The following is a 24,643-nucleotide window of genomic DNA, read 5'->3' as shown; positions in this document are numbered from 1 at the left end:
CGACGCACTCCTGCCGGATGACGGGCACGACGGCGCCGCGCCTGGAGGCCGTGAATCGAGAACAGGGCATCGAAAGTAGAACATGTGTTCTCTTCGCGCATGTGTGGCACTCCTGTTCGGATCATGGCCCCAGCCTGCGTACGGGCACACGGCGCCCGGGCGGATGTGCGGGACGCAGATGCGTTTCCCATATCCGTCGCCTGTCTCCCGTCATGACATCCGCGACTATCGGCCCCTTCGGCACCGTGGCACTTTTCTCCCTGCCGACGAAAACGTGCGAGCAGAGGAGCGAGGGTGAACCCGGAGTACGCGTCGTACTGCACGACGGACAGACACTTCTACGACGCTCCCCACCGTTCCTCCGACGCCGCCGAGGAGACCGGTGCGCTGTACGGTCCGGCGTGCGGTCCCGTGCCCGAGGGCTGGGAGCGCTCGCGGCGAGGGGACTGGATGTCGTTCAGCCCGCGGAGCGCCCGGGTGCCCTCCCAGGGCTGGAAGATCCACGTCTCGGCCGGGCTCGACAACGCGCCGGCGGTGCTCGGCAAGGTGGCCGACTACTGCCTCGGCCGGGGACTGCCGTTCAAGTTCATACCCGGGCCGCGCCTGCTGCACCTGCGGAACGCCAAGTACGCGGACCGTGCGGGCAGCGGCAAGTTCATCACCGTCTACCCGCTCGCGGACGACGACTTCCCCGAGGTCTGCACCGGCCTGATGCGGCTGCTGGAGGGCGAGCACGGCCCCGGCATCCTCAGCGACCTGCGCTGCGGCACCGGACCGGTGCACGTGCGGTACGGGGCGTTCGCGCCGCGCTTCTGTGCCATGCCGGACGGACGGCTGGTACCCGCGATAGCCGATCCGGAGGGCAGGCTCGTCCCGGATCCGCGCGGACCGTCGCTGGTCGTCCCGGAGTGGGTGAGCACACCGTCCTTCCTGCTGCCCCACCTGGAGGCCCGGGCCGCGGTGAGCCTGGACGGCGTGCCGTACAGCGTGGAACGCGCGCTGCACTTCTCCAACGGCGGGGGCGTCTATCTCGGGCGGGACGACCGCAGCGGGGAGCCCGTCGTGCTCAAGGAAGCGCGCCCGCACGCGGGACTCGCCGCCGACGGAGCCGACGCGACCGTCCGGCTGGAACGAGAGCGCACCGCCCTCGAACGGCTGGCCGGGCTCGACTGCGTGCCGGCCGTCCGCGACGTGCTCGACATCGGCGGGCACCGCTTCCTCGTGCTCGAACACATCACGGGTGACACGCTCAACACCGTCTTCGCCCGGCGCTTCCCCCTGGTCGGCACCGACCCGGCACCGGGGGCGCTCGCGGAGCACGCGGCGTGGGCCACCCGGATGTACACGATGGTCGAGCGGGCGGTACGGGACGTCCACGGGCGCGGGCTGGTCGTCAGCGACCTGCACATGAGCAACATCATGGTCGCCGACGACGGGACGCGGGTCGTCCTGCTCGACTTCGAGGCTGCTGCCCCGGCCCGTGAGCGCGGCCGGCAGATCGTGGCCAACCCGGCCTTCGTGGCGCCTTCCGACCGGCGCGGCACGGACATCGACGACTACGCGCTGGCGTGCCTGCGCATCGCGCTCCTCCTCCCGCTCACCACGCTCTTCTTCATCGACCGGCGCAAGGCGGCCCCGCTGGCCGCGCACGCGGAGCGGGTCTTCGGCCTCGCACCGGGCACGCTGGACGGGGCGGTGGGGGAGATACTCCGGGGCCTGCCCGAGGCGCTCCCCGAACGCACCGCCCCCGTCGGCCGTACGAATGCCGTGACCCGCGTGCCAGGCACTCCGGACCGCGGCCCGGACCCCGTACCGCCGGCCGCCGCCGACTGGCCGCTCAGCCGGGACGCCATGGCCCGCGCGATTTTCGCCTCCCGTACCCCGGAGCGCGACGACCGCTGCTTCCCCGGTGACATCGCCCAGTTCGCGACACCGGCCGGCGGCCAGTCCCTCGGGAACGGCGCGGCGGGTGTGCTGTACGCACTGCACGAGACGGGCGCCGCCTCCTGTCCGGACGCTCTGGACTGGTTGGAGGAACGGTCCTGCGACCCGGCCCCCGGCACTCCGCCAGGCTTGTACGACGGGCTCACGGGCATCGCCTGGACGCTCGCCCGGCTCGGCCGCGCCGAGCCGGCCACGCGACTGGCCCTGCTCGCCGCCCGGCAGCCCTTCGGCGGGCTCTCCGCGGGCCTGCACAGCGGCCTCGCGGGCATCGCACTGGCCCTGGCGGACCTCGCCCGCACCGCGTCCGCCGCCGACGCCGCCGTACTGTCCCGGGCCGCCGACCACTGCACCGCCCTGGCCGTCCGTACGCTCACCGAGAACCGCCCGCTGCCGGGCACCGGGCTGCTGCACGGGGCGACCGGGATCGCCCTGCTGCTGATCCGCCGGTACGAGGCCACCGGGGACGCCGCTCTGCTGGACCTCGCCGCGGTCGCCCTCCACCGCGACCTCGCCCGCTGCCGGCCCGGCGCCGACGACGCCCTGCTGGTGGTCGAGGGCAGGCGCACCATGCCGTACCTGGGGGCGGGCAGTGCCGGGATCGCCCTGGTCATCGACGACTACCTGGCGCACCGGCCGGACGAGGCGCTGGACACCGCCCGGCACGCCCTGCTGCGGGCCTGCCGGTCGACCTTCTACATCCAGCCGGGTCTGTTCCGGGGCACTGCCGGACTGATCCTGCACCTGGCACGCACGGGTGCGGGCGACCCCGCGGAACTGCACGGGGTGATACGCCGCCACACCGGGCTGCTCGATCTGCACGCCCTGCCGTACGGGGGAGGGCTCGCCTTCGCCGGGGAGCAGCTCATGCGCCTGTCGATGGACCTGTCGACCGGGACGGCCGGCTGCCTCCTCGCGCTGGGCAGCGCCTTCGCCGGGCATCCGGTGGCCCTGCCCTTCCTGCCGCTCCGGCGGCCCACACCGCCGCACCGCGCGGCCCACGGACCGGTCTCCTCGGGGACCGTGCACAAATAACGATCCATCAGTCACGAGAGAGGAACAGCATCATGGCACTTCTCGACCTCCAGGCTCTGGACACCCCGGCGGAGGAGTCCTTCGGCGAGGTGGCGACCGGCAGCCAGGTCAGCCTGCTCGTCTGCGAGTACAGCTCGCTCAGCGTGGTGCTCTGCACCCCGTGACGCGAGGCAGGCGTGCCAGACGGTGATCCACCGTACGGCCCGCCGGCGGCCGGCCGGTCCCGGGAGCGTTCCCGGGTCCGGCCGTCGCCCCTGCCCGCGCGCAGACGTATCCGCACCCGGCGGAGGGACCTTCGCTTGATTCCGCGCATGCCGACCCGTCGGAGCGCCGTCGCCGTACTGGCGGTAGGGGCCTGTTCGACGGGCGCCGCCGTGGCCGCGGTCCTGCTGCCCGCCGCGCTGGGCAGCGCCGTGAACGGCGTGGTGGCCGGGGACACCGTCCCCTGGGCCGCGCTGTGGCTGTGCGCCGCCCTGACCGCCGCCGAGGTCCTCCTCGACGCCACCGCCGCGGTCGTCGGCGGCACCACGACGGCGGGGCTCGCCGCACGGATGCGGACGCGGGCGCTGGACCGGGTGCTGCGCGCCGAACCCCGGCACGCACAGGCCGTCCCCGCCGGAGACCTGACCACCCGTCTGACGGCCAACGCCCCGGACGCGGCCGCGGCCCCCGTCACGGCCGCGGGTGCGGTCGCCGGGGTCCTGCTGCCGCTGGGCGGCCTGACCGGGCTGGTCCTGGTGGACGTCTGGACGGCGCTCGCCCTGCTCGCCGGCTTCCCCGCCGTGCTCCTCCTCCTCAGCACGTTCACCCGCCGTACGGCGGACGCGTCGGCCGACTACCAGGCCGAGCAGGCCGTGCTGGCCGCACGGCTCACCGAGGCCCTGGACGGCGCGGCGACCATCCGCGCGGCCGGTACCGGGGCCCGCGAGTACGCCAGGATCCTCGAACCGCTGGCCGCGCTCGGCACCCACGGACGGCGCACCTGGGCGGTCTACGGCAGCGCGTCGGCGCGCAGTGCCGTCCTGCTGCCCCTGCTGACCGTGCTGGTCGTCGGGGTGGCCGGGCTGCGCCTGTCGGCCGGGGCGATCGACATCGGCGGGCTGGTGGCGGCCTCGCGGTACGCCATGCTCGCCGTCGGCATCGGCTCGCTGACGGGTGCGCTGGGTTCGCTCCAGCGAAGCCGTACGGCGGCGCGCCGGCTGGCACCCCTGCTCGCTCTGCCCGCCGTACCGCACCGCTCGCTGGACCTTCCCCCGGACGGCCGGGGCACGCTGGAGCTGCGGGGCGTGGACGTCGTACGCGACGGAGCGTACGTCCTGCGCGACGTGGGGTTCACGGTGCCCGGGGGTACGTCGGTGGCCGTGGTCGGGCGGTCCGGATCGGGCAAGTCGGTGCTGGCAGCGGTCGCGGGGCGCCTCACCGACCCGGACGCAGGGACGGTCGTCCTGGACGGGGTGCCGCTGGACGGCGTCGAGCCGGTGCGGCTGCGCCACGAGGTGTCGTACGCGTTCGCCCGGCCGGTGCTGGCCGGGGCGACGGTGGAGGAGGCGATCGCGTTCGGGGTGCCCCGTCCGTCGCCCGGGGCGGTCCGCGCGGCGGCCCGCGCGGCGGCGGCCGACTTCGTCGAACTGCTGCCGCACGGCTTTCACACCCCGACCGCCGGCGCACCGCTCTCCGGGGGCGAGTACCAGCGGCTCGGACTGGCCCGCGCGTTCGCGCACCGGGGCCGCCTGATGATCCTGGACGACGCCACGTCGGGGCTCGACACGGTGACCGAACGGCGGGTGCGCCGGGAACTCGACGGCCTGGCCGGCACGACGACCCGTCTGATCGTCGCCCACAAGCTGTCCGCCGCCGCCGGTGCGGACCAGGTCGTCTGGCTGGAGGGCGGCACGGTGCGCGGGGTGGGCCGGCACGACGAGCTGTGGGCGGATCCGGCCTATCGGTCGGTCTTCCACGCCCCGGCACACCAGGACGCGGCGAGGACAGGCGCCGAGGAGGCGCCCCGGCCGCCTGGCGGGAAGGAACGCGTATGACGGCGCCCGCCGCCCGCGAGGACACATCCGACCGGGGGCTGCGGCGGGTGGCCCGGGAGGGCGTGGTCTTCCTGCGCGCCCGCACCGGCGTCCTGGGGCGCCTGGCGGCCTGGTCGACCCTGGAGTTCGTACAGACCTTCGCCGGGGGGTACGGGGTCGCCCGCGCGCTGGACGACGGGTTCCTCGCGGGCCGTCCGGCGGCCGGCCTGCTCTGGCTGCTGCTCGCCGCCCTCGTCACGCTCCCGGCGGGACTCGCGACCCACGGGGTCTTCGGGCGGCTCGCGGACCTGGTGGAACCGTTCCGGGACGGTCTGGTGCGGCGGGCCGTGGCCCGTGCGCTCGTCGGCGCGCTCGACCGCCCCGGGGAGACGTCCACCGGCGCGGTGTCCCAGGTGACGCATCAGAGCGAGATCGCCCGGGACGGCTGGGCCGGCCTGGTTCTGGCCCTGCGGTCGTTCGTCTTCACCACGGCGGGCGCCCTGGCCGGGATGGCGGCCCTGGCACCACGGCTGCTGCTGGTCGTCCTGCCCCCGATCGCCCTGGGGCTGGCGCTGTTCCTGCTCACCCTGGCACCGATGGCGGCCCGGCAGCGCGCGTATCTGGCCGCCGACGAGGCGTACGCCGCCCATGCGGGGCAGACCGCGTCCGCCCTGCGCGACATCGCGGCGGCCGGAGCGCGGGCGGCGGTGTCCGGCACCGGCCGGGACCTCGCCCGCGCACAGGCCCGGGCCGCGCGGCGGCTGGCCCGCTGGAACGCCGTGCGCGTCGTGGCGACGGCCCTGTGCGGCCGGGTGCCACCGGTGGTCCTGCTGTTCGCCGCGCCCTGGCTGCTGCGGCAGGGGCTGTCGGGCGGCGCGCTGACGGGCGCGCTGACGTACCTGACGCAGGCTCTGGCACCGGCCGTGAACGCCCTGATGAGCATGCTGGGGACGGCGGGCGGGCGCCTGGTGGTGGTCCTGGACCGCTTCACCGACCCGGTGCCTCCCCCGGCCGGACCGGATCGCCGCGTCCCGGTCCAGGAGGTGTCCCGGGCCCCCCGGCACGAGGCGGAGCTGCGGGGAGTGACCTTCGCGTACGGCGTCGGCGCCCGCCCGGTGGTGGACCGGCTGGACCTGCGCGTCCGGACGGGCGAGCGCCTCGCGGTGATGGGCCCCAGCGGCACCGGCAAGTCCACTCTGGCGGGTCTGCTGGCGGGCGTGGTCGCACCGTCCACCGGCGAGGTGCGCTGGTGGGACAGGGCGAGTACGTCGTGGGAGCCGACCTCCGTACGCACGCTCCTGCCGCAGAACGCGTTCGTGTTCACCGCCTCGCTGCGGGACAACCTGCGCTATCTGCGCCCCGGCGCGTCGGACCGGGAGATCGCCGCGACCGTGCAGGCGCTCGGGCTGGACTCACTGCTGGAACGGCTGGGCGGGTTGGACAGGACGGTCGTACCGGACAGCCTGTCCCAGGGGGAGCGGCAGCTCGTCGCTCTGGGACGGGCGCATCTGGCGACGGCCCCGCTGCTCATCCTGGACGAGGCGTGCAGCGGGCTCGATCCGGTGGCCGAGGCACGCGCGGAGAACGCCCTCGCGGAGCGGGCCCGCACTCTGGTGGTCATCGCCCACCGTCCGGCCTCCGCATTGCGCGCCGATCGCGTACTGGTGATGGACGGCACCCGGGTCGAGTGCGGGACACCGGACGAACTGCGGGAGTGCTCGGCGCTCTATGGCGAACTGACCGGTGTCCACGGCCATTAGGACGGGTCGCACTCCGGGAGTACGCACACCGGTCACAGCCAGCCGAATTGCTTGGACAGCCGTATGGCGTCCAGCCGGTTGCGCGCTCCGGTCTTCCGTATGGCGGCGGCCAGGTAGTTCCGTACGGTTCCGTTCGTCAGGTGCAGCGCACCGGCGATCGCCGACACGGACTCCCCTTCCGCGGCGAGCGCGAGTACCCCCAGTTCCCTTCGGGACAACGGGACATCCGCGGCCTGAAGCAGACCGAAAGCGAGCGACTCGTCGATGTGCCGTCCGCCGCAGGCGATCTTGTGCATGATCTCCGGCAGGCCGCTCACCGTGCCGAACTTGTCGATGTATCCGCGCGCTCCGGCGTCGAAGGCCCTGCGCAGCGCGCCGGGCCGGTCCCCGCGGGCCAGGACGACGAGGGCTCCCCCTGTGCCGTCGGGACACCGGAGCGACTCCACTTCGGCGAGCACTTCAACGGAGTCCGGACAGTCCAGATCGGTGAGGAACACATCGGGCAGGGTCTCCTTGGCCGCGTTTCTGACCTCGCCCTTGGTCGTAACTCTGACCTGAATTTCACCGTCCGTACTCAGAAGGCAGGCAAGTGAAGCCCTCCACAGTGCGATCTCGTGCACCAGCAGCACCGTCGTCATGAACCGGCCCTCATTCGCGAGCGGGGATGGGAGTTGTCGTTACCGGTCAACGAATAGCCAGTGCAGCACAACAGGACACCGGTTCTACGGTGAAATGGCTGATTTGGATATCGTCTTTACGTAACAGCGGGAAATGAGCCCCCGCACAAGCCGTGAACGCGCCCCTCACGCCCCGGCGTGAGCCCGTCACCGGCCTGCCCGATCGCCGAGGCGGGTCGTGCTTCCGGGCCCGCTCGGGTTACTCCGATTCCGGCCGGTCACCGTCGGGCCCGGCCGCAAAAAGTCGCCGCACGCCCCTCGTGGCGGTGATGTGTCGTACCCCACACTGGGGTGCGGTGCCTGAGTCCTCGGAGCGCGGCCGATCCGTCGTGACGGGTCCCTGGAACCCGCGGCTCCGTTCAACGCGTGCGGGACGGACAGCGGCGAGTGAGCCGGCTCCGCTCCCGAAGTACCGCTGCCGTCCCCCTCGGCCGCGTCCATCCTGGAGGTCGCCCCCGTGCAGACCCAGACCCTCGCCCAGACCGACACCAGTACCGACGGCACGGAGCCGGACGCGGTGAGCGGCGTCCTCGTCGCGATGCCCGCGCAGCACCGTGCCGTGCACCACCCCGAGAACCGGCCGGACGAGCCGCCCACTGCGGACGCCCCCGAAGCGGCCGGCCACCCCGGTGACCCGGCCGACGCCCCCGAGGCCGAGGCGTCCGGCCCCGACCTCGAGGCCGACGCCCCCGAACCGCCGCCGCCCACCCGCACGGAGAGCGGTGGGCCCTCCTCCGACCTGTTCCGCCAGTACCTGCGGGAGATCGGCCGGATCCCGCTGCTCACCGCGGCCGAGGAGGTCGACCTCGCCCGGCGCGTGGAGGCCGGGCTGTTCGCCGAGGAGAAGCTGCGGCTCGCCGCCGACCTGGACAGCCGGCTCGCCCACGACCTCGACCGGCTCGTCGTCATGGGCCGCCTGGCCAAGCGGCGCCTGATCGAGGCGAACCTGCGGCTCGTCGTGTCGGTGGCCAAGCGGTACGTCGGGCGGGGACTGACCATGCTCGACCTGGTCCAGGAGGGGAACCTGGGCCTGATCCGGGCCGTGGAGAAGTTCGACTACGCCCGCGGCTACAAGTTCTCCACGTACGCCACCTGGTGGATCCGCCAGGCCATGTCCCGCGCCCTCGCCGACCAGGCACGCACCATCCGCGTCCCCGTCCACGTCGTCGAGCTGATCAACCGGGTGATCCGGGTCCAGCGCCGCATGCTCCAGGAACGCGGCTACGAGCCGACCCCGCAGGAGGTCGCCGCCCACCTGGAGCTGGCCCCCGAGCGGGTCGGCGAGGTGCTGCGCCTCGCCCAGGAGCCGGTCTCCCTGCACGCCCCGGTCGGCGAGGAGGACGACGTCGCCCTCGGCGACCTGATCGAGGACGGCGACGCCGCCAGCCCCGTCGAGTCGGCCGCGTTCCTGCTGCTGCGCCAGCACCTGGAGGCGGTGCTCTCCACCCTCGGCGAACGCGAGCGCAAGGTCGTCCAGCTCCGCTACGGCCTGGCCGACGGCCGCCCCCGCACGCTGGAGGAGATAGGCCGCATCTTCGGCGTCACCCGCGAGCGGATCCGCCAGATCGAGTCCAAGACGCTCAACAAGCTCCGGGACCACGCCTACGCGGACCAGCTGCGCGGGTACCTCGACTGAGGCGGGACGGTCAGGCGCCCGGGCCCGCCTCCCGCCGCTTCTTGGCGTCGATGCCGGCGCCGATCGCCACGCCGCACCCGATCCCGAGTGCGACGCCCGCGCCCAGGTTGCCGCTGAGCTGCCCGAGGCTGACGCCCAGGGCGACCCCGATCGGCAGCCACAGTCCCAGCGCCGTGTCCGACCGGCGTCCGGTACCGGCCCCGGCCTCGGCCGGTGCCGCGTTCGCCTCCGGCTGCCCGGGGCCCCGTCCCTGGTTCCCGTCCTCGTGCGCCGTCATGTCCCGTTCCCCCTCGTGTCCGTGGCCGCGCGGTCAGTCGACCTCGGCGACCGCCTGCGCGAACTGCGCCGCGTACAGGCGGGCGTACCCGCCCCCGGCCGCCAGCAGCTCGCCGTGCGTGCCCTGCTCGATGATGGACCCATTCTCCATCACCAAGATCACGTCGGCGTCGCGGATCGTCGACAGCCGGTGCGCGATGACGAAGGACGTCCTCCCGTGCGCCAGCTTGGCCATCGCCTTCTGGATCAGCACCTCGGTACGGGTGTCCACGGAACTCGTCGCCTCGTCGAGGACCAGGATCACCGGGTCGGACAGGAACGCCCGCGCGATCGTGATCAGCTGCTTCTCGCCCGCGCTCACCCCCGTGCCCTCGTCGTCGATCACCGTGTCGTAGCCGTCGGGCAGCGTCCGCACGAACCGGTCGGCGTGCGCGGCCCGCGCCGCCTCCTCGATCTCCCCGCGGGTGACCTCCCGCGACGCCCCGTACGCGATGTTCTCCGCGATGGTGCCGCCGAACAGCCAGGTGTCCTGGAGCACCATGCCGATGCCGGAGCGCAGCTCGTCCCGGGACATGGTGGCGATGTCCACGCCGTCCAGGGTGATCCGGCCGCCGGAGACCTCGTAGAACCGCATCAGCAGGTTGACCAGGGTGGTCTTGCCGGCGCCCGTCGGGCCGACGATGGCGACGGTGTGCCCCGGCTCCACCTTCAGCGACAGGTCCTCGATCAGCGGCTTCTCCGGGTCGTACCGGAACGACACGCGCTCCAGCTCCACCCGCCCGCGCAGGTCCTCCGGCCGGACACCCGGGATCGGGTCCGCCGACTGCTCCTCGGCGTCCAGCAGCTCGAAGACCCGCTCCGCCGACGCCACGCCGGACTGCACCAGGTTCGCCATCGACGCGACCTGCGTCAGCGGCATCGAGAACTGCCGGGAGTACTGGATGAAGGCCTGCACGTCACCGATGGACAGGGAACCGGAGGCCACCCGCAGACCGCCGACCACCGCGACGAGCACGTAGTTCAGGTTGGACACGAACATCATCAGCGGCTGCATGATCCCGCTGTTGAACTGCGCCTTGAACCCGGCCTCGTACAGCGCGTCGTTCTGCTCGGCGAACTGCTTCGCCGACTCCTCCTGCCGCCCGAACACCTTCACCAGCGTGTGCCCGGTGTACATCTCCTCGATGTGCGCGTTGAGCGCGCCCGTCGAGCGCCACTGCTGCACGAACTGCGGCTGCGACCGCTTGCCCACCCGCGTGGCCACCACGAACGACAGCGGCACGGTCACCAGCGCCACCAGCGCCAGGATCCAGGAGACGTAGAACATCATCGCCAGCACGCCGATGATGGTCAGCAGCGAGTTGATCAGCTGGCCCATCGACTGCTGGAGCGTCTGCCCGATGTTGTCGATGTCGTTCGTCGCCCGGCTCAGCACCTCGCCGCGCTGCCGTTTGTCGAAGTACGACAGCGGCAGCCGGGACAGCTTCGTCTGCACGTCCTCCCGCATCCGGAACATGGTCCGGTTGACCGCGCGGTTCACCAGCCGGGTGGCCACCGCCATCAGCAGCCCGGCGGCGCCGAACACCGCCAGCGCCAGCAGCAGCACCTCGCCCACCGCGCCGAAGTCGATGCCCTGCCCCGGCGTGAAGTCCGTACTGCGGAGCATGTCGGCGACGTTGCCGTCACCGCGCTCCCGCATGGACTCCAGCACCTGCTCCTTCGTGGCCCCGGACGGCATGTCCCGCCCGACGATCCCCGAGAAGACCAGGTCGGTGGCCTCGCCGAGGATCTTCGGCCCGACCACACTGAGGCCGACGCTGACGACCACACACGCCAGCAGCGTGTACAGGGTCACCCGCTCCGGCCGGAACTGGGCGAGGAGCCGCTTGCCCGACCCCTTGAAGTCCATCGAACGCTGGTCGGGGCCGCCCCCGGCCATCATGCGACCCGCAGGCCCGGCCATCAGGCAGCCTCCGCTTCCGTCAGCTGGGAGAGCACGATCTCCCGGTAGGTCTCGTTGTCCGCCATCAGCTCGTGGTGCCGGCCCACGCCGACCACCCGCCCCTCGTCCAGGACGATGATCCGGTCCGCGTCCCGGATGGTCGCCACGCGCTGCGCCACGATCACCACGGTCGCCTCGGCCGTCTCCCGGCCCAGCTCGGCGCGGAGCGCGGCGTCGGTGGCGTAGTCGAGGGCGGAGAACGAGTCGTCGAAGAGGTAGATCTCCGGGCGCTGGACGAGGGTGCGGGCGATGGCGAGCCGCTGCCGCTGGCCCCCCGACACGTTGGTGCCGCCCTGCGAGATCGGCGCGTCCAGACCGGCCTCCAGCGCGGAGACGAACTCCCTGGCCTGCGCCACCTCCAGCGCGTGCCACAGTTCCTCGTCCGTGGCGTCCGGATTGCCGTAGCGCAGGTTGGTCGCGACCGTGCCCGCGAAGAGATACGGCTTCTGCGGCACCAGCCCCACGGTCCGGGCCAGCACCTTCGGGTCGAGGGCCCGTACGTCCACCCCGTCGACCAGTACCTCGCCCTCCGTGGCGTCGAACAGCCGGGGGACCAGCCCGAGCAGGGTGGACTTGCCGCTGCCGGTCGAGCCGATGACGGCGGTCGTCTCACCCGGCCGGGCCGTCAGGCCGATGTCCCGGAGCACCGGCTCCTCGGCACCGGGGTAGCGGAAACCGGCCCCCCGCACCTCCAGATGCCCGTGCCGGCGCAGCTCGGTGACCGGCGCCACCGGCGGCACCACACTGCTCTCGGTCTCCAGGACCTCCTGGATGCGCTCGGCGCACACCTCCGCGCGCGGCACCATCATGAACATGAAGGTGGCCATCATCACGGCCATGACGATCTGCATCAGGTAGGCGAGGAACGCGGTCAGGTCACCGATCTGCATCCCGCCGCTCTCGATCCGGTGGGCCCCGAACCACACCACCGCGACCGACGACACGTTCACCACCGTCATGACCACGGGGAACATCAGCGCGAGCAGGTTGCCGGTGCCCAGCGCCACGTCGGTGAGGTCGGCGTTGGCCTTCCGGAAGCGCCGCTGCTCGTACTCGTCCCGCACGAAGGCCCGGATGACGCGGTTGCCGGTGATCTGCTCGCGCAGCACCCGGTTCACCGCGTCCAGCCGCTCCTGCATGGCCCGGAACAGCGGCCGCAGCCGCCGCACGATCAGCGTCACGCAGATCGCCAGCACCGGCACGACCGCGACCAGCACCCCGGACAGCGGCACGTCCAGGCCGAGCGCCATCACGACACCGCCGACGCACATGATGGGCGCCGACACCATCAGCGTGAACGTCATCAGGGCCAGCATCTGGACCTGCTGCACGTCGTTGGTCGTCCGGGTGATCAGCGAGGGCGCGCCGAAGCTGCCGACCTCGCGGGCAGAGAAGGACTGCACCCGGTCGAAGACGGCGCCGCGCACGTCCCGGCCGAGCGCCGCCGCGGTCCGCGCACCGTAGTGGACGGCGCCGATGTTGCACACCACCTGGGCCAGCGAGATGCCGATCATCACGGCGCCGAAGCTCAGGATGTAACCGGAGTCGCCCCGCACGACACCGTTGTCGATGATGTCCGCGTTCAGGGTCGGCAGGTAGAGGGAGGCGCAGGTCTGCAGGAACTGCAGCGCCACCAGCAGGGCGATGGGTTTTCTGTAGGGCTTGAGATAGGTCCGCAGGAGTCGTATGAGCACGCTGGATCTCTCGGAGTCGACGACAGGGGCAGTTGGTTGCCCGTGGCCCCCATCGTCGGACACTCCACCCGCGTTACCTCAACCGATTAACCCAACAGCGCGCTACTTCCGGCCTTATGGGCGTCCTCACGCGTGCAGCGCGCCCGGATGGGTCTGCTCCCGCACCGACACGAACTGCTGGCGCACGGCCTGCCCCACGGCCAGTTCCTCGCCCGGCTCCAGCACCTGTGCGACCGCGCCCTGCCAGACGGGGGGAGTGCGCGGGTCCAGCGTGCCCTGGGACACGCCCAGCGCCCAGGCCGCCTGCCGGGCCGCGCCGATCGCCGCGTAGTCCGCCGGCTGCGGCACGACGACCTGCGTCCCGAACAGCGCGGGCGCCGCAGCCTGCACGGCCGGCAGCTCGGCCGCCGCGCCCAGCAGGAACACCCGCCGTACGTCGACACCCCGGGAGCGCAGCACGTCGAGGGCGTCGGCGAGACCGCACAGCATCCCCTCGAACGCGGCCCGCGCCAGATGCTCCGGCCGCATCGACTCGCGCCGCAGCCCGGCCAGCGTCCCGGCGGTGTGCGGCAGGTTCGGTGTGCGCTCGCCCTCCAGGTAGGGGAGCAGCACCAGCCCGTGCGCGCCCGGCGTCGACTTCATCGCCAGCTCGGACAGGCTCTCCAGGTCCGGCACGCCGAGCAGCTCGGCGGCGCCGCGCAGGGTCCGTACGGCGTTCAGCGTGGTGACGACCGGCAGGTGCATGCCGGTGGCGTCCGCCAGCGAGGTGATCATGCCGGACTGGTCGACGAGCGCCTCGTGGTGCACGGCCATCACCGACCCGGACGCGCCCAGGGACACCACCGCGTCACCCAGTCCGATCCCCAGCCCGAAGGCGGCGGCCATCGTCTCGCCGGTCCCGGCGGAGATCAGCAGTCCCTCCGGCGTCGTACCGGCCGCCTCGGCGGGACCGATCACCTCCGGCAGCATCACCTGGTGCCCGAGCGCCAGCTCGACCAGATCGGGCCGGTAACCTCCGCTCGCCGCCGACCAGTAGCCGGTCCCGGACGCCCCGCCCCGGTCGGTGGTCCGCCGGACCGGCCGCCCGAGCAGCTGCCACACCAGCCAGTCGTGGGCCTGGAGCAGTACCGCGGTCCGCGCGGCGGCCTCGGGCTCGGTCCTGGCCAGCCAGCGGAGCTTGGTCACCGGCTGCGCGGCCTGCGGCACCGAGCCCACGGCCTGCGCCCACGCCTCGCGCCCGCCGAGCGCGTCGATCAGATCGGCCGCCGCCACCTGGGAGCGCTTGTCGCCGCCCACCATGGCCGGGCGCACGGCGGTGCCCTGCGCGTCCAGCGGCACGACGGAGTTCGCCTGCGCCGACACGCCGATGGCCTGCACGCCCTCCAGCAGCCCGCCGCCGGCGGCCTCCCCGAGGGACAGCAGCCAGGCCTGCGGATCGACGTCTGCGGGCCGGCCCCCGCCCTCGGGGCTCTCCAGCGGATGCGGCGCGTAACCCTGGCGCAACACGGCACCGGTGTCCGAGTCGCAGACGACGATACGAGTGAAATCGGGCGAACTGTCCAGCCCGGCGACTATCCCCATGCCCGAAATTCTGCCGCACCGCGAGAGGTGTCCTTACCCGGCGGGAGCCACGAGCCCCGGCCGCCGCCGGATGTCGTCAGGTGTTGCTGGTGCCCCAGTCGTCCGCACCACTGCCGTTCGTGCCGCGTTCACGCAGGGAACGCACCCGCTGGGCCACCGAGTCGGGCATCCGGTCCCCGACCTTGTCGCTCACCGCGGTGTACGCCCTGTCGGCGAAGTGCCTGCCCTGCTGGGCCGCCGACTCGGCGGTGTTGCGCACCGCGGGGTTCTGCGCGACCTGACGGGCGGACTTCCGCAACTGCTCGTAACGCTCCCGTCCGGCCCTCGTGCCCAGCACGTATCCCACCGCGAGTCCGACGACGAACGTGAGCCGGTAACGCATGGCGGCCACCCTTCCCTAGCTCTGGCTCTGTGGTGCCGGGGAGTACCGATTGGCGGAGCACCCCCCTGCTTGCGCTAATGTATGTGTCGCAGCGAGCGCGCGCCCCCTGGCGGATACCCGGGTGGATGCGTTCGATGCAACGAGACATTCCTCGGTAGCTCAATTGGCAGAGCAGCCGGCTGTTAACCGGCAGGTTACTGGTTCGAGTCCAGTCCGAGGAGCTCGGTCCCCTGTAGCTCAATTGGCAGAGCAGCCGGCTGTTAACCGGCAGGTTACTGGTTCGAGTCCAGTCGGGGGAGCATCGTGAACGAGGACCCCGCGGGGTCCTTTTTCATGTCCGGATTCATGCCCCACGGGTACTCCCGGCAGGCTCCCGGCACCTCACGGGAACCACACGGCACGCTGCGGAGTCCTCAAGGTCATGAAGGCATCGCGGTAGCCGACCATCCGAGGCAGGAGATCGTATGAGCGGCTATGCTGCGGCAGACGGCGCGCACACGTGTACGCGACACGCCGCTATGGGGCGGTAGCTCAGCCGGTTAGAGCAGCGGACTCATAATCCGTCGGCCGTGGGTTCGAGTCCCACCCGCCCCACTCTGCCCTTCACGGGCAAAATCGTTCTGACCTGCGTCGGAGCGTTCGGCGTCGGACTCGGGTCCCGCGTCCGGGGCCGATTCTGCCCGCGGGGTGGTCACAGAGTGGTCACGCTCGCCGGAAGATCGCTCAGACGGAGTCTTCCGTGCCCGGGGGATGAGCGCCGCGGCCCGCTCCGCGCCCTTGCGCGCCTCACCGGGCAGAAGGTGTGCGTACACCTTCGACGTGATCTGAATCCCAGAGTGCCCGAGCATCTTCGACACGGTCTCAAGCTGCACGCCACCGGCGAGCAGAAGCGATGCGTACCCGTGTCGAAGGTCGTGCAGCCGAACCCGGCGCAGGCCGGCCTCGTCGACGAGGGCCGCGAACGCGCGCGTTGCCTCGTCGGGCCGCGCCGGGTCGCCGTCCTCCTTGGCGAACACGAGGCCGTGATCCTTGTACGCGTCGCCCCACTCCTCACGCTCCGCCTGCTGCCGGAGCTGATGCGCGAGCAGCGCGCCGACCACGTCGTCTCCCAACTCGATCACGCGGCCCTTGCTGGTCTTCGTCTTCGGGTCCCCGAAGCTCACGCCCAGGTGCCCGGCCTCGCAGTACGGGCACGGCGCCGCCGCCTGCTTCCGCTTCTTCCGCCCGGACTCCTGCACCACCTGCCGACGCACCGTCAGCGTGCGCCCGACGAGGTCGATGTCGTCCCAGCGCAGGCCCAGCGCCTCACCGCGCCGCAGACCCGTGTACGCGATCACCTCGAACAGGCCGCCGAGCCGGTTGCTGCCGATCGCGTCGAGGAAGGCGCCCAGCTCCTCACCGGTCCACGGCTCAACCTCGGTTTCCGTGGCCTGCGGGAGCGTCGCCTTCCTGGCGACGTTGAACGCGATCAAATCCTTCTTGGCCGCCGTCTGCAACGCGCTCGACAGCGTCGCGTGAACCCGACGAACGGTCGTCTTCGACAGCTTCCCGTCGTTGATCGCGGTCACCATGCGGTCGACGTGCGAGGCCCGGAGGTCCCGCAGGCGTATGTGCCCCATGTGCGGCTTGATGTAGTCCCGGATGTGGTGCCGGTAGGACCGCAGCGTCGTGACGCGCCGGCCCTCGCGCTCCTTGAGTTCGATCCACTGGTCAAGCCACACGGACAGCTTCATGCCCTCGTCGTACGAGTAGGTGCCCTCGCCGACCTTGGCCAGCAGCTTGTTCAGCGCTTCTTCCGCGTCGTCTGACGTGCGGAACCCGCCCTTACGGACCTGCTTCCGCTTCCCGTCCGCACCGCGGCCCACGTCGGCGACGTAGTACCACGTGCCGTGATCCTTGCGGCAGTTCTTGCGATTGCCCTTGGCGTCGTACTGCGCCGGGCACTTGCACCGCTTGTACGTCGATCCCTTCACGCTTCGTTGGTCTCCTCGTCCATGCTGTCCACTCGGGCCGCGATCTCGTCCCAGTTCTGCTTCAGAGCTTCGGCGTCGTCTGCCAAGACTTCTTTGCCTTCCGTGGTTGCCTCCCACAGTGCGTGTGCGGCCGCCTCCGCTTCGGCGTATGCCGCTTCGAGCCTGTCGGCCTCGTGCCTGAGCGCGGTTTGGTGCAGGGTGGCTTGCTCAAGTCGCGCCTGCACCTCGCCCAGTTCTCTGCCCAGTTCTGCGCGGCGCTTCTGCGCCTCTTCGTACTGCCGATCGGCGTCCGTGATCTCCACGATGCGACTGGTCATCTGTGCGAGGTCCGAGCCAAGGGCGCGGGCGATCGCTTGTGCTTCGTCGAGGCGCAGAGATCTCTTGCCCGTCTCAATCCGGGCGATCGTCTGCTGTGGCAGGGCAAGCCCCTCTCGCGCAAGGCGAGCTGCTACTTCGGCCTGAGATAGCCCACGGGCTTCCCGTAGCACCCTCATCCGGAGGACGAAGTTCTCTTCCGCGGAGGGGCTCGTGAGCCCTGATTCCCGTGCGCTCATAAACCACAAGCTACAACAGGGCAGCGTAGTTGCGCTACAACATCAGTACGCCTACGCTCTCAGCGGTAATCACTCGACAAGAGGAGGTTGTCGCCGTGGGTGGTCTCCTGACGCTCCCCGAGGCCGCAGCTCAGCTTCGGCGCCCGATCAACACGTTGCGCCACTGGCGTTACGTCGGCACCGGGCCAGCATCGTTCCGCGTTGGCCGACGCGTCATGTACCGCGAGGAAGACCTCACTGCATGGGTTGAGGTCCAGCGCCGGGCCGAGCAGGTGCCGGCATGATTCGCGCCCTGACCGCGGCCGAGGTTCTTGCCCTGCCCGCCGCCGTCGGCCTCGCCACGGCCGGCCGCGCGCTCGGCATAGGTCGAACCCTCGCCTACGACCTGGCTCGGCGCGGTGAGTTCCCCGTCCCGCTCTTGCGGCTCGGAAACGCCTACCGCGTCCGTCGGGCCGACTTGCTCGCCGTTCTCGGCATCGAGCCCCCAACGACCGCCGCTCCCACAGCGGCTTGAAAGCGGCCCCCACCTGGGACGCCACATCCCCGGTGAGGGCCTAGCGCCACCCCTTCCCCTGCAACAGCACGGGCCCCGGATCGCGACCAAACGAAGCCCGGGGCCCTGCCGAAAGAAAGAGAACGACGCATGCCCATGATGGCAGAAACCGCCGCCATCCCGTCGACGCTGCTCGACGCCGACCGCGCCGCCACCGACCCGGCCGCGGCCGAACAGCGGTCCCGCACCCTTGTCGGTTCCGTCGAGACGAACGCGGTCGCCACCGCCGAGGCCGCCATCGGCGCCGCCCTGTACGCCGCCCACTCCGGTCCCGACCGCAACCCCGCGCCCGGTGTCCGCATCGGACGCGCCACCAACGCCGTGCAGGACGTCACCGCCCGCACCCGCGCGGCGTACACCGGCCTGCCCCTGTCGGACGCCTACCTGCACCAGTTCCACCACGCCGCCGAGCAGTGGCGCCAGCACGCCCGCGCCGAGGCCCTCGCGGCCGGTGGCGACGAGGACCAGGCCGACCGCTTCGCCCTGGCCACCATGCGCGCCCTCGTCCGCGCGATGGAGGCCGGCCAGTGACCAGCACCCCGCGCGAACTGCGCCGCCGCCACCTGGCAGCCCTCCGCACGCCGCCGTTGGCTTGCGGCCACCGAGACCCCATCCGGTGTGCCGTCGCCCCGCACGGCCGTTCCTCGTACGGCTTGAGCGTGCGCGAGCTGCTCGCCGAGCGATCCCGCCTGCTCACCGCCGGATGGACTCCCGGCGAGGTCGACACTCGTTTGAACGCGCGAGAGGTGACCGCAGCGTGACCGCGCCCCACCTGAACCCCGCCGCAACGGACGCCGTCGCCCTGTGGGCATCCGCCCAGGTGACCGCGCTCGGAGTCGACACGTGGCCGCCCTACGGCTCGCCCGCCTGGCGTGCCCTCGTCACCGACGACCCACGCAAGGCCGCCGCGATCTTCGAGGCCGCCGAGCAGTGGCGCCAGCACCGCGCCGAGGCCGACGAACTCGACCGCCTACTCGTCGACGACCCCGAAGCGTGGTTCCGCCGGGTCACCGCCGACGCGGACGCCGAGGCACGCCGCATCGCGCCCGCCCTGGCGAAACGGCCCACGATCGCTGAGACGAGGGCCCGCGCCGGCCACCGCCCGCCGCGACCCGTCACCGCCACGCCCGGATGGCCGCCCGTCGCCGTCCCTGGCCGCCCCGGCTACCGCCGCCACTTTGTCGAGGGGCGCCAAATCGACCTCCCCGCCAGCCACCGCCAGGAGCACGCCGCCTGATGACCCCCGCCGCCTACGGCGACGCCGTGCCACCCGCCGGGCCCGTGCCCGAGCGGGTGGTACCGCTGTTCCGCCACCTGTCGCCCGACTACGAACCGCCGCCCGCCGAGACGCAGGCCGAGGCGCCGCACCTTCCGGCGCCCACCCACCCGATGGCCGTTGCCCGCGCGCTGCTGCCCGCATGGCAGGCCCACGGCATGCCATCGCTCCGCTACTGGCGCGGTCAGTGGATGCGGTGGCGCGGACCGCACTGGGACGAGGAAGATGCAGCAGCGATGCGCGCCGACCTCTACCCGCGCCTCGAATACGCCACCTACACCACGACCGATCGCAACGGCCAGGAGAAGACCGCGGAATGGGCGCCCACGTCCGCCAAGGTCGCGAACCTCATGGAGGCCCTGGCCGCTATCGTGCACCTGCCCGGTGACGTCGAGCCGCCGATGTGGCTCGCCGCCCCCGACCGCGAGGGCGAACGCCGAACGATCGTCGCGTGCCGGAATGGCCTGCTCGACGTCACCACACGTGCCCTGCACCCGCTCACCCCTGCCTACTTCAACCGCGTCTCCGTCCCCTTCGACTACGACCCGGACACCCCGACCCCGGCGCGGTGGCTCGGCTTCCTGCGCTCCGTGTGGCCCGACGATCCGGAGGCCATCGACGCCCTACAGGAGTGGTTCGGGTACGTCCTGTCCGGACGGACCGACCTGCACAAGATGCTGTTGATCGTCGGCCCGATGCGCTCCGGAAAAGGCACCATCGCCCGCACCCTCACCGCCCTCGTCGGGAAACGCAACATGTCGGGCCCGACCATGTCGAGCCTCGCCACGAACTTCGGTCTGGCCGACCTCGTCGGCAAGTCCCTGGCCGTCGTCGCCGATGCTCGCCTACCTCGCCAGGGCACCGAGACGATCGTCGAGCGGCTGCTCACCATCACCGGTGAGGACGCCGTCACCGTCGACCGCAAGCACAAGGAACCGTGGTCTGGCCGTCTCCCGGCGCGGTTCATGCTGCTGTCCAACGAACTGCCGGCGTTCCGCGACTCATCAGGCGCGATCGCATCCCGGTTGCTCATCCTCACCATGACGATCAGCAACCTCGGCCGCGAGGACACGACCCTTGACCGCGACCTCTCGCGCGAACTGCCCGGCATTTTTAACTGGGCACTCGACGGACTCGACCGGCTCACCCGCCGCGGGCGCCTCGTCGAGCCCGCCTCGTCGGCCGAAGCCGTAGCCCTGCTCAACGCCAGCACCAGCCCGATCCGCGCCTTCCTCGCCGACTGGTGCCATCTCGACCCCGAAGCCAGCACCCCGAAGGACGAGCTGTACGAGGCGTGGCGCGATTGGTGCCGTACGGAGGGGCGTGACCACCCGGGCACCAAGCCCACATTCAGCCGTGACCTGTTCGCCGCAGGTCTCGGCATCAAGGAATCCAAGATCCGCATCGGTGGCGTCCGGACACCGTCGTACGTAGGCGTCCGACTCGACCGCCCAACACCGCGCCCCGGGTGGTCCGGGTAGCGGTCCGGGATCGGTCCGGGCGTTCTGACCAGTAAACCCGCAGGTCAGCGACCCCGGTCCGGGTGGTCCGGGTGAACTCAGAAAGCTATCCCGCGCGCACAGACGCACGTACGCGCATCACCCCGAAGGAAGTTCCGTCACTCCACCCGGACCACCCGGACCACCCGCCCGCCACCACGGCAAACACAGTCCGACACCACCCGGACCACCCCCAGACCAACACCCGGACCATCCGCGACCGCACCGCAGATCAGTCGCCACCCCCACACCACAGACCTTGTCGCCGCGCGGCACGCCGTGTCTCGCGCGCGCACGTGAGAGGAGAACCCACCCCGTGAAAGGCCGCCCCGCCGCAGTCGCCGCCCTGGCCGCCGGTGAACCGCTCGCCGTCGTCGCCCAGCGCGCCGGCGTCTCCCGCCGCACCATTCAGCGGTGGCAGACCGACCCCGCGTTCGCCGCCGAGGTACGCGAGGTCCGCGCCCGCATCCTCGACGACACCGCCGGACGCCTCGCCGCCGCCGCGTCCGACGCGGTCGCCACCCTCGCAACCCTCGTCGCCGACCCCGAGCAGCCCGGCCACGTCCGCGTGAAAGCCGGTGACGTCCTGCTGCGTGCCCTGCTCCCCGTCCGCGAGCACGTCGACATCGAGCAGCGCCTCGCCGCCATCGAGGCCGACGAGGAAGGACAGCGCCGATGAACCGCGCCGCCAACCTGGCCCGCCGCCTGGCCACCGTCGAGCAGCAGCGCGACCGGCGCCGCCTCGCCCACACCTACCGCCTCACCGACGGCCGCACCGTCCGCCTGTCCACGCTCGCCATGCTGCGCACGTTCACGGCCGGCCTCGCCCTGAACGGCAAGGAACCGCCCGAACCGCCGCCCGCGGCCCGTGACATGGCCCTACTCGCGCCAGACGCCGACACGTCGATGATCGGCCGCAGCATGCGCGCCGTCGCCGCCGAGTGGTGCCAGGCATACGACGAGGGCCGCCTCGTCGCCCTGTACGAGCGCGAGGGAGGTACGGCCCAGTGACCCGCTCCGCCCCGCTCACCGCCCGCGCATGGGCGTTGCTCGCCCTCGCCGCGGAACACCGCACCGCCGACGTCGAGCCCCTGCTCGCTGACCTGTCCCGCGAGGATCTCGGCACCCTCGCCTACGGCGTCGCGCACCTGGCCGCACACGGCCCCGCCGGCGCCCCGATGAACCCCGACGGCATCCGCCGCCTACTGCTCACCCTCGCCGCCGAGCAGCAGCAAGAAGGAGGCGCCGCCGATGCCTAGCCACGTCGAGCAGCAGATAGTGGCCCGTATCGCCGCCGTACGCGCCCGCCGCGAGCGGCAGGCCGCCGACCGCGCCGCACGGTCCGCCCAGCGCGCCCACGGCGTCGCCGCCCGCCACGCGGCCAACTGCGCCGCCTCGTCCAGCAGGGCCGCACCGCATTCGAACAGCGCGGTGACCAAATCGAACGGTCGTCCCGAGGGGGTGCCGCATGACCAGCCGACCCCGTGACACTGCTGTGAGCACCCCCACCGTGACCAGCGACGACACCCCCGCCGTCGGATACCGAATCCGTAGGTTCCTCGCGCCACTGGTCCGCGCCGACGGGTCCGTGATCGTGCCGCCTGCCCTGGTTCCCGCCGTCCGCCGCGCCGTCGTCGCCGACCTGGCCGCACGCCAGCGGGCCGACGGAGGCGCGCTCACTGCCGAGGCTCACGCGTTCCTGTACGCCCTGCGCACGGCTGCACAGGCCCGGAACACCCCGCCCCTGGCCGGTAGTTCCGCCGACGCAACCGCGCAGCCCGAACCGGGCACTGTGGACCTCGACGCGCATGGGCGTCTTGGGTTGGTCACGGCAGGCGAGGCCGCCGACCTGCTCGGTTCATCCGCCGAGTGGATACGGCGCCTCGCCCGCCGCGGCACCCTCCCCGCCCGTCGCGTCGGCCCGCAATGGCTCATCGACCGCGCCGCACTCGACGACTACCGGCACGGCCGCACCGACGGAAGGAGCGCCGCGGCATGACCGCCGCCACCATCACCACGCCGGCCGACGAGGCCGCCCAGACCGAGGCCGACTACCTCGCCGCCGAGGCCGAGGCCGTCGCCGCCGACGAGGCCGCCGAGCACCTGGCCGAACGCGTCCGCGAGGGCGACGACAGCGTGACGCCCGAGCAGCTCGACACCGCACAGAAGGCCGGTAAGTTCGCGCGCCTCCGCGCCGAAGCCGCCCAGCGCAAGGCCCGCAAGGCCGCCGAGCGCGCCGAGCAGGCCCGCCGCCAGGCCCTCACCGAGCAGGCCGTGACCCTGCTCGACAAGCAGGCCGACCCGGCCACCGTCGCCGCCGCGTACGGGACCGCGCGCCAGGCCCTCGCCGCCCTCGTCGCCGCCGTCGACCGGCACGACGACACGGTGACCGAGGCCGCCCGCCTGCTTGGCCAGGCCGACGCCCCGCCGTCCATCCGGTACGAGCGGGTCGAGCACGGCGGCGGGTACGCCACGCAGGAGCCGCGCCCGGCGACCGCGTCCCGGACCGCGCCGACCGTGAGCTACAACGCGCACGGCCACCCGCTCGCCCTGTCGGTGGACACCGGCAAGTCCCGCTCCCCGCTCCACAGCGGCAGTGTGCTGGGGACCCTGCTCGCCGACGTCACCGCCGCCTCCCAGCCGCGGACCCCGATGGGCGAGACCGAGTTCATGCGCCGCCCGATCACAGAGCAGGCACACCAGCACGGCGACCGCGTGCGCGCCTTCCTCACCGACGCCACCAAGGGAGCCGCCGCATGAACGCTCTTGACGACGCGATCCGCCGACGCATCCAGCGCCAGGCCGTCAAGGCCAAGGCCAAGCCGCCGAACCCCCTCGCGTCCGCGATCGCCCGCAACCTCGCCGGGCCGAACCCGACACGCCCCACCACCCAGCCCCCGAAGGAGACCCACCGTGGCTAAGACCCTCACCCCCGCCGAGATCACCGCCGCCGCCGAGGCCGAAGCCGAGGCCGCCGAGCAGCGCGCCGCCGAACTGCGCGCCGCCGTCGAGAACGGCGACACCACCGTCACCCCGGCCGCCCTGGCGGAAGCCGAGCAGGCCGGCGTGTTCGCCCGCCTCCGCATCAAGGCCGCCGAGGAGAAGGCCGCGGCCCAGGCCGAAGCCGACCGGCACAAGCGCGCCGAGGCCGTCGCCGCCGAGGCCGCCGCCCTGGCCGAGCAGGACGACGCCGAGGGCCTGGCCGTGAAGATGCGCACCGCCGTCGACGCCCTCGCCGCCCTGTACGCCACGGCCGCCGACCGCCACGGCCGTATCAAGGAGATGACCGAACGCGTCGACGTCATCCGCCGCGAGGCCGAACAGGCCGGCATCCCCGACACCCGCGCCCGCTACGGCATCGGCCGCGGCGGGTACGCCGGCGAACTCGCCCTCGCCGTCGGCAAGACCACCCCGACCCACGTGCGAGCCATCAGCCCGGCCGACGCCGTCGCAACCGCGGTCGCCCTCGCCCTCCCGGCCGACGACCCTTACGCGGCCGGACCCGTGAGCGAGGCGTGCACCCACGCGCCCGCACGAGCGAAGAAGGTGTGCGAACGGGTACCCGCCATCGGCGCCCAGTTCACCGCACCGTGAGCAGCGAGCAGCATGAGGACCAGGCCGACGGGCAGCCCGCAGGGTTGCGGGTGTTCCGCCCGCCGGCCACCCTCGCCGACGCTCGCCACCTCACCACCTGGCAGTGGTACCGACTCGCCACCGAATGGCCCGACGACTACGAACGCCTCGTCGGCCGCCCCCGCACCCGAGCATGACAGGCCCCGGCGCCCTCAC

Annotated in this window: 27 protein-coding genes, 3 tRNA genes and 1 pseudogene; 23 read left to right on the top strand and 8 right to left on the bottom strand. The window is 72.3% G+C overall.

Annotated features, from left to right (window positions below):
• Window positions 1–294: 294 nt before the first annotated feature.
• The 4 genes from lanKC to ACP4IX_RS07130 all read left to right on the top strand — a co-directional run bounded on the left by lanKC (window position 295) and on the right by ACP4IX_RS07130 (window position 6,751).
• Window positions 295–2,976, top strand: coding sequence for a class III lanthionine synthetase LanKC (gene lanKC / locus ACP4IX_RS07145; protein WP_426555017.1), 2,682 nt, complete (start codon window positions 295–297; stop codon window positions 2,974–2,976).
• Window positions 2,977–3,008: 32 nt separating this feature from the next.
• On the top strand, window positions 3,009–3,140 hold the full coding sequence (locus ACP4IX_RS07140) for a SapB/AmfS family lanthipeptide (RefSeq protein WP_426519656.1): 132 nt from the start codon (window positions 3,009–3,011) through the stop codon (window positions 3,138–3,140).
• A gap of 147 nt (window positions 3,141–3,287) precedes the next feature.
• On the top strand, window positions 3,288–5,012 hold the full coding sequence (locus ACP4IX_RS07135; protein ID WP_426519654.1) for an ABC transporter ATP-binding protein: 1,725 nt from the start codon (window positions 3,288–3,290) through the stop codon (window positions 5,010–5,012).
• Entirely contained in the window at window positions 5,009–6,751 is a 1,743-nt protein-coding gene (locus tag ACP4IX_RS07130; protein WP_426519652.1) for an ATP-binding cassette domain-containing protein, read from the top strand. The genes ACP4IX_RS07135 and ACP4IX_RS07130 overlap by 4 nt, the downstream gene beginning before the upstream one ends.
• 32 nt (window positions 6,752–6,783) lie before the next feature.
• On the opposite strand, the gene ACP4IX_RS07125 is transcribed toward ACP4IX_RS07130, so the two are convergent.
• On the bottom strand, window positions 6,784–7,389 hold the full coding sequence (locus ACP4IX_RS07125; protein ID WP_426519650.1) for a LuxR C-terminal-related transcriptional regulator: 606 nt from the start codon (window positions 7,387–7,389) through the stop codon (window positions 6,784–6,786).
• A gap of 496 nt (window positions 7,390–7,885) precedes the next feature.
• Here ACP4IX_RS07125 and ACP4IX_RS07120 point away from each other — a divergent pair, with 496 nt between their 5' ends.
• A complete protein-coding gene (locus tag ACP4IX_RS07120; protein ID WP_426519648.1) occupies window positions 7,886–9,064 on the top strand; it encodes an RNA polymerase sigma factor in 1,179 nt (392 codons plus the stop codon).
• A gap of 10 nt (window positions 9,065–9,074) precedes the next feature.
• Here the strand turns inward: ACP4IX_RS07120 and ACP4IX_RS07115 are convergent, their stop codons facing one another.
• The 5 genes from ACP4IX_RS07115 to ACP4IX_RS07095 form a co-directional block, all read right to left on the bottom strand.
• The gene (locus ACP4IX_RS07115; protein ID WP_426519646.1) at window positions 9,075–9,341 is read right to left on the bottom strand and encodes a hypothetical protein; all 267 of its coding nucleotides are present in this window, start codon (window positions 9,339–9,341) and stop codon (window positions 9,075–9,077) included.
• Window positions 9,342–9,374: 33 nt separating this feature from the next.
• Entirely contained in the window at window positions 9,375–11,303 is a 1,929-nt protein-coding gene (locus ACP4IX_RS07110) for an ABC transporter ATP-binding protein (protein WP_426519644.1), read from the bottom strand.
• Window positions 11,303–13,036 (bottom strand): ABC transporter ATP-binding protein, encoded by a 1,734-nt coding sequence (locus ACP4IX_RS07105; protein ID WP_426555016.1) that lies wholly within the window; start codon window positions 13,034–13,036, stop codon window positions 11,303–11,305. The genes ACP4IX_RS07110 and ACP4IX_RS07105 overlap by 1 nt, the downstream gene beginning before the upstream one ends.
• Before the next feature lie 126 nt (window positions 13,037–13,162).
• Window positions 13,163–14,617: a xylulokinase gene (locus tag ACP4IX_RS07100; protein ID WP_426519640.1), complete on the bottom strand. Its 1,455-nt coding sequence runs from the start codon at window positions 14,615–14,617 to the stop codon at window positions 13,163–13,165.
• Between the two features lie 76 nt (window positions 14,618–14,693).
• On the bottom strand, window positions 14,694–14,999 hold the full coding sequence (locus ACP4IX_RS07095; RefSeq protein WP_426519638.1) for a YtxH domain-containing protein: 306 nt from the start codon (window positions 14,997–14,999) through the stop codon (window positions 14,694–14,696).
• A gap of 148 nt (window positions 15,000–15,147) precedes the next feature.
• Between ACP4IX_RS07095 and ACP4IX_RS07090 the strand changes: the two genes are divergently transcribed.
• The 3 genes from ACP4IX_RS07090 (at window position 15,148) to ACP4IX_RS07080 (ending at window position 15,593) form a co-directional block, all read left to right on the top strand.
• Window positions 15,148–15,220: transfer RNA gene (locus ACP4IX_RS07090), tRNA-Asn, on the top strand.
• A gap of 5 nt (window positions 15,221–15,225) precedes the next feature.
• Window positions 15,226–15,298 (top strand) — tRNA-Asn (locus tag ACP4IX_RS07085).
• Between the two features lie 221 nt (window positions 15,299–15,519).
• Window positions 15,520–15,593 (top strand) — tRNA-Ile (locus ACP4IX_RS07080).
• A gap of 260 nt (window positions 15,594–15,853) precedes the next feature.
• On the opposite strand, the pseudogene ACP4IX_RS07075 reads toward ACP4IX_RS07080, so the two are convergent.
• A pseudogene (locus ACP4IX_RS07075) lies at window positions 15,854–16,864 on the bottom strand (tyrosine-type recombinase/integrase); the annotation flags it as partial.
• Between the two features lie 104 nt (window positions 16,865–16,968).
• Window positions 16,969–17,526: a helix-turn-helix transcriptional regulator gene (locus ACP4IX_RS07070; protein ID WP_210952279.1), complete on the bottom strand. Its 558-nt coding sequence runs from the start codon at window positions 17,524–17,526 to the stop codon at window positions 16,969–16,971.
• A gap of 95 nt (window positions 17,527–17,621) precedes the next feature.
• On the opposite strand from ACP4IX_RS07070, the gene ACP4IX_RS07065 reads away from it, so the two are divergent.
• The 15 genes from ACP4IX_RS07065 (at window position 17,622) to ACP4IX_RS06995 (ending at window position 24,624) form a co-directional block, all read left to right on the top strand.
• Window positions 17,622–17,810: a helix-turn-helix domain-containing protein gene (locus tag ACP4IX_RS07065; RefSeq protein WP_426555015.1), complete on the top strand. Its 189-nt coding sequence runs from the start codon at window positions 17,622–17,624 to the stop codon at window positions 17,808–17,810.
• Entirely contained in the window at window positions 17,807–18,040 is a 234-nt protein-coding gene (locus ACP4IX_RS07060) for a helix-turn-helix domain-containing protein (RefSeq protein WP_386777105.1), read from the top strand. Before ACP4IX_RS07065 ends, ACP4IX_RS07060 begins: the two co-directional genes overlap by 4 nt.
• Window positions 18,041–18,169: 129 nt before the next feature.
• Complete coding sequence (locus tag ACP4IX_RS07055; protein WP_385956012.1) at window positions 18,170–18,610, top strand: hypothetical protein; 441 nt, start codon at window positions 18,170–18,172, stop codon at window positions 18,608–18,610.
• Window positions 18,607–18,840, top strand: a complete 234-nt coding sequence (locus ACP4IX_RS07050) for a hypothetical protein (RefSeq protein ID WP_426555014.1) — start codon at window positions 18,607–18,609, stop codon at window positions 18,838–18,840. The genes ACP4IX_RS07055 and ACP4IX_RS07050 overlap by 4 nt, the downstream gene beginning before the upstream one ends.
• Window positions 18,837–19,316: a DUF2742 domain-containing protein gene (locus ACP4IX_RS07045; protein WP_426555013.1), complete on the top strand. Its 480-nt coding sequence runs from the start codon at window positions 18,837–18,839 to the stop codon at window positions 19,314–19,316. Before ACP4IX_RS07050 ends, ACP4IX_RS07045 begins: the two co-directional genes overlap by 4 nt.
• Window positions 19,316–20,836 carry a DNA primase family protein gene (locus ACP4IX_RS07040; RefSeq protein WP_426555012.1) on the top strand — a complete coding sequence of 507 codons (1,521 nt, stop codon included), beginning with the start codon at window positions 19,316–19,318 and terminating at the stop codon, window positions 20,834–20,836. The genes ACP4IX_RS07045 and ACP4IX_RS07040 overlap by 1 nt, the downstream gene beginning before the upstream one ends.
• Before the next feature lie 334 nt (window positions 20,837–21,170).
• Window positions 21,171–21,533, top strand: coding sequence for a hypothetical protein (locus ACP4IX_RS07035; protein WP_426555011.1), 363 nt, complete (start codon window positions 21,171–21,173; stop codon window positions 21,531–21,533).
• Window positions 21,530–21,865, top strand: coding sequence for a hypothetical protein (locus tag ACP4IX_RS07030; RefSeq protein ID WP_426555010.1), 336 nt, complete (start codon window positions 21,530–21,532; stop codon window positions 21,863–21,865). Before ACP4IX_RS07035 ends, ACP4IX_RS07030 begins: the two co-directional genes overlap by 4 nt.
• Window positions 21,862–22,113, top strand: coding sequence for a hypothetical protein (locus ACP4IX_RS07025; protein WP_385956003.1), 252 nt, complete (start codon window positions 21,862–21,864; stop codon window positions 22,111–22,113). The genes ACP4IX_RS07030 and ACP4IX_RS07025 overlap by 4 nt, the downstream gene beginning before the upstream one ends.
• On the top strand, window positions 22,106–22,342 hold the full coding sequence (locus tag ACP4IX_RS07020) for a hypothetical protein (RefSeq protein ID WP_426555009.1): 237 nt from the start codon (window positions 22,106–22,108) through the stop codon (window positions 22,340–22,342). The genes ACP4IX_RS07025 and ACP4IX_RS07020 overlap by 8 nt, the downstream gene beginning before the upstream one ends.
• Window positions 22,323–22,853: a helix-turn-helix domain-containing protein gene (locus tag ACP4IX_RS07015; protein WP_426555008.1), complete on the top strand. Its 531-nt coding sequence runs from the start codon at window positions 22,323–22,325 to the stop codon at window positions 22,851–22,853. The genes ACP4IX_RS07020 and ACP4IX_RS07015 overlap by 20 nt, the downstream gene beginning before the upstream one ends.
• On the top strand, window positions 22,850–23,614 hold the full coding sequence (locus ACP4IX_RS07010) for a hypothetical protein (protein ID WP_426555006.1): 765 nt from the start codon (window positions 22,850–22,852) through the stop codon (window positions 23,612–23,614). Before ACP4IX_RS07015 ends, ACP4IX_RS07010 begins: the two co-directional genes overlap by 4 nt.
• Entirely contained in the window at window positions 23,611–23,775 is a 165-nt protein-coding gene (locus ACP4IX_RS07005; RefSeq protein WP_426555005.1) for a hypothetical protein, read from the top strand. Before ACP4IX_RS07010 ends, ACP4IX_RS07005 begins: the two co-directional genes overlap by 4 nt.
• Window positions 23,768–24,448 (top strand): hypothetical protein, encoded by a 681-nt coding sequence (locus tag ACP4IX_RS07000; RefSeq protein WP_426555004.1) that lies wholly within the window; start codon window positions 23,768–23,770, stop codon window positions 24,446–24,448. The genes ACP4IX_RS07005 and ACP4IX_RS07000 overlap by 8 nt, the downstream gene beginning before the upstream one ends.
• Complete coding sequence (locus ACP4IX_RS06995) at window positions 24,445–24,624, top strand: hypothetical protein (protein ID WP_426555003.1); 180 nt, start codon at window positions 24,445–24,447, stop codon at window positions 24,622–24,624. The genes ACP4IX_RS07000 and ACP4IX_RS06995 overlap by 4 nt, the downstream gene beginning before the upstream one ends.
• Window positions 24,625–24,643 lie beyond the last annotated feature (19 nt).

Source organism: Streptomyces sp. WG5 (assembly GCF_049974565.1).
GTDB lineage: Bacteria > Actinomycetota > Actinomycetes > Streptomycetales > Streptomycetaceae > Streptomyces.
Note: the sequence above shows the minus strand (reverse complement) of the source record. Positions and strands in the feature narration are given on the sequence as shown.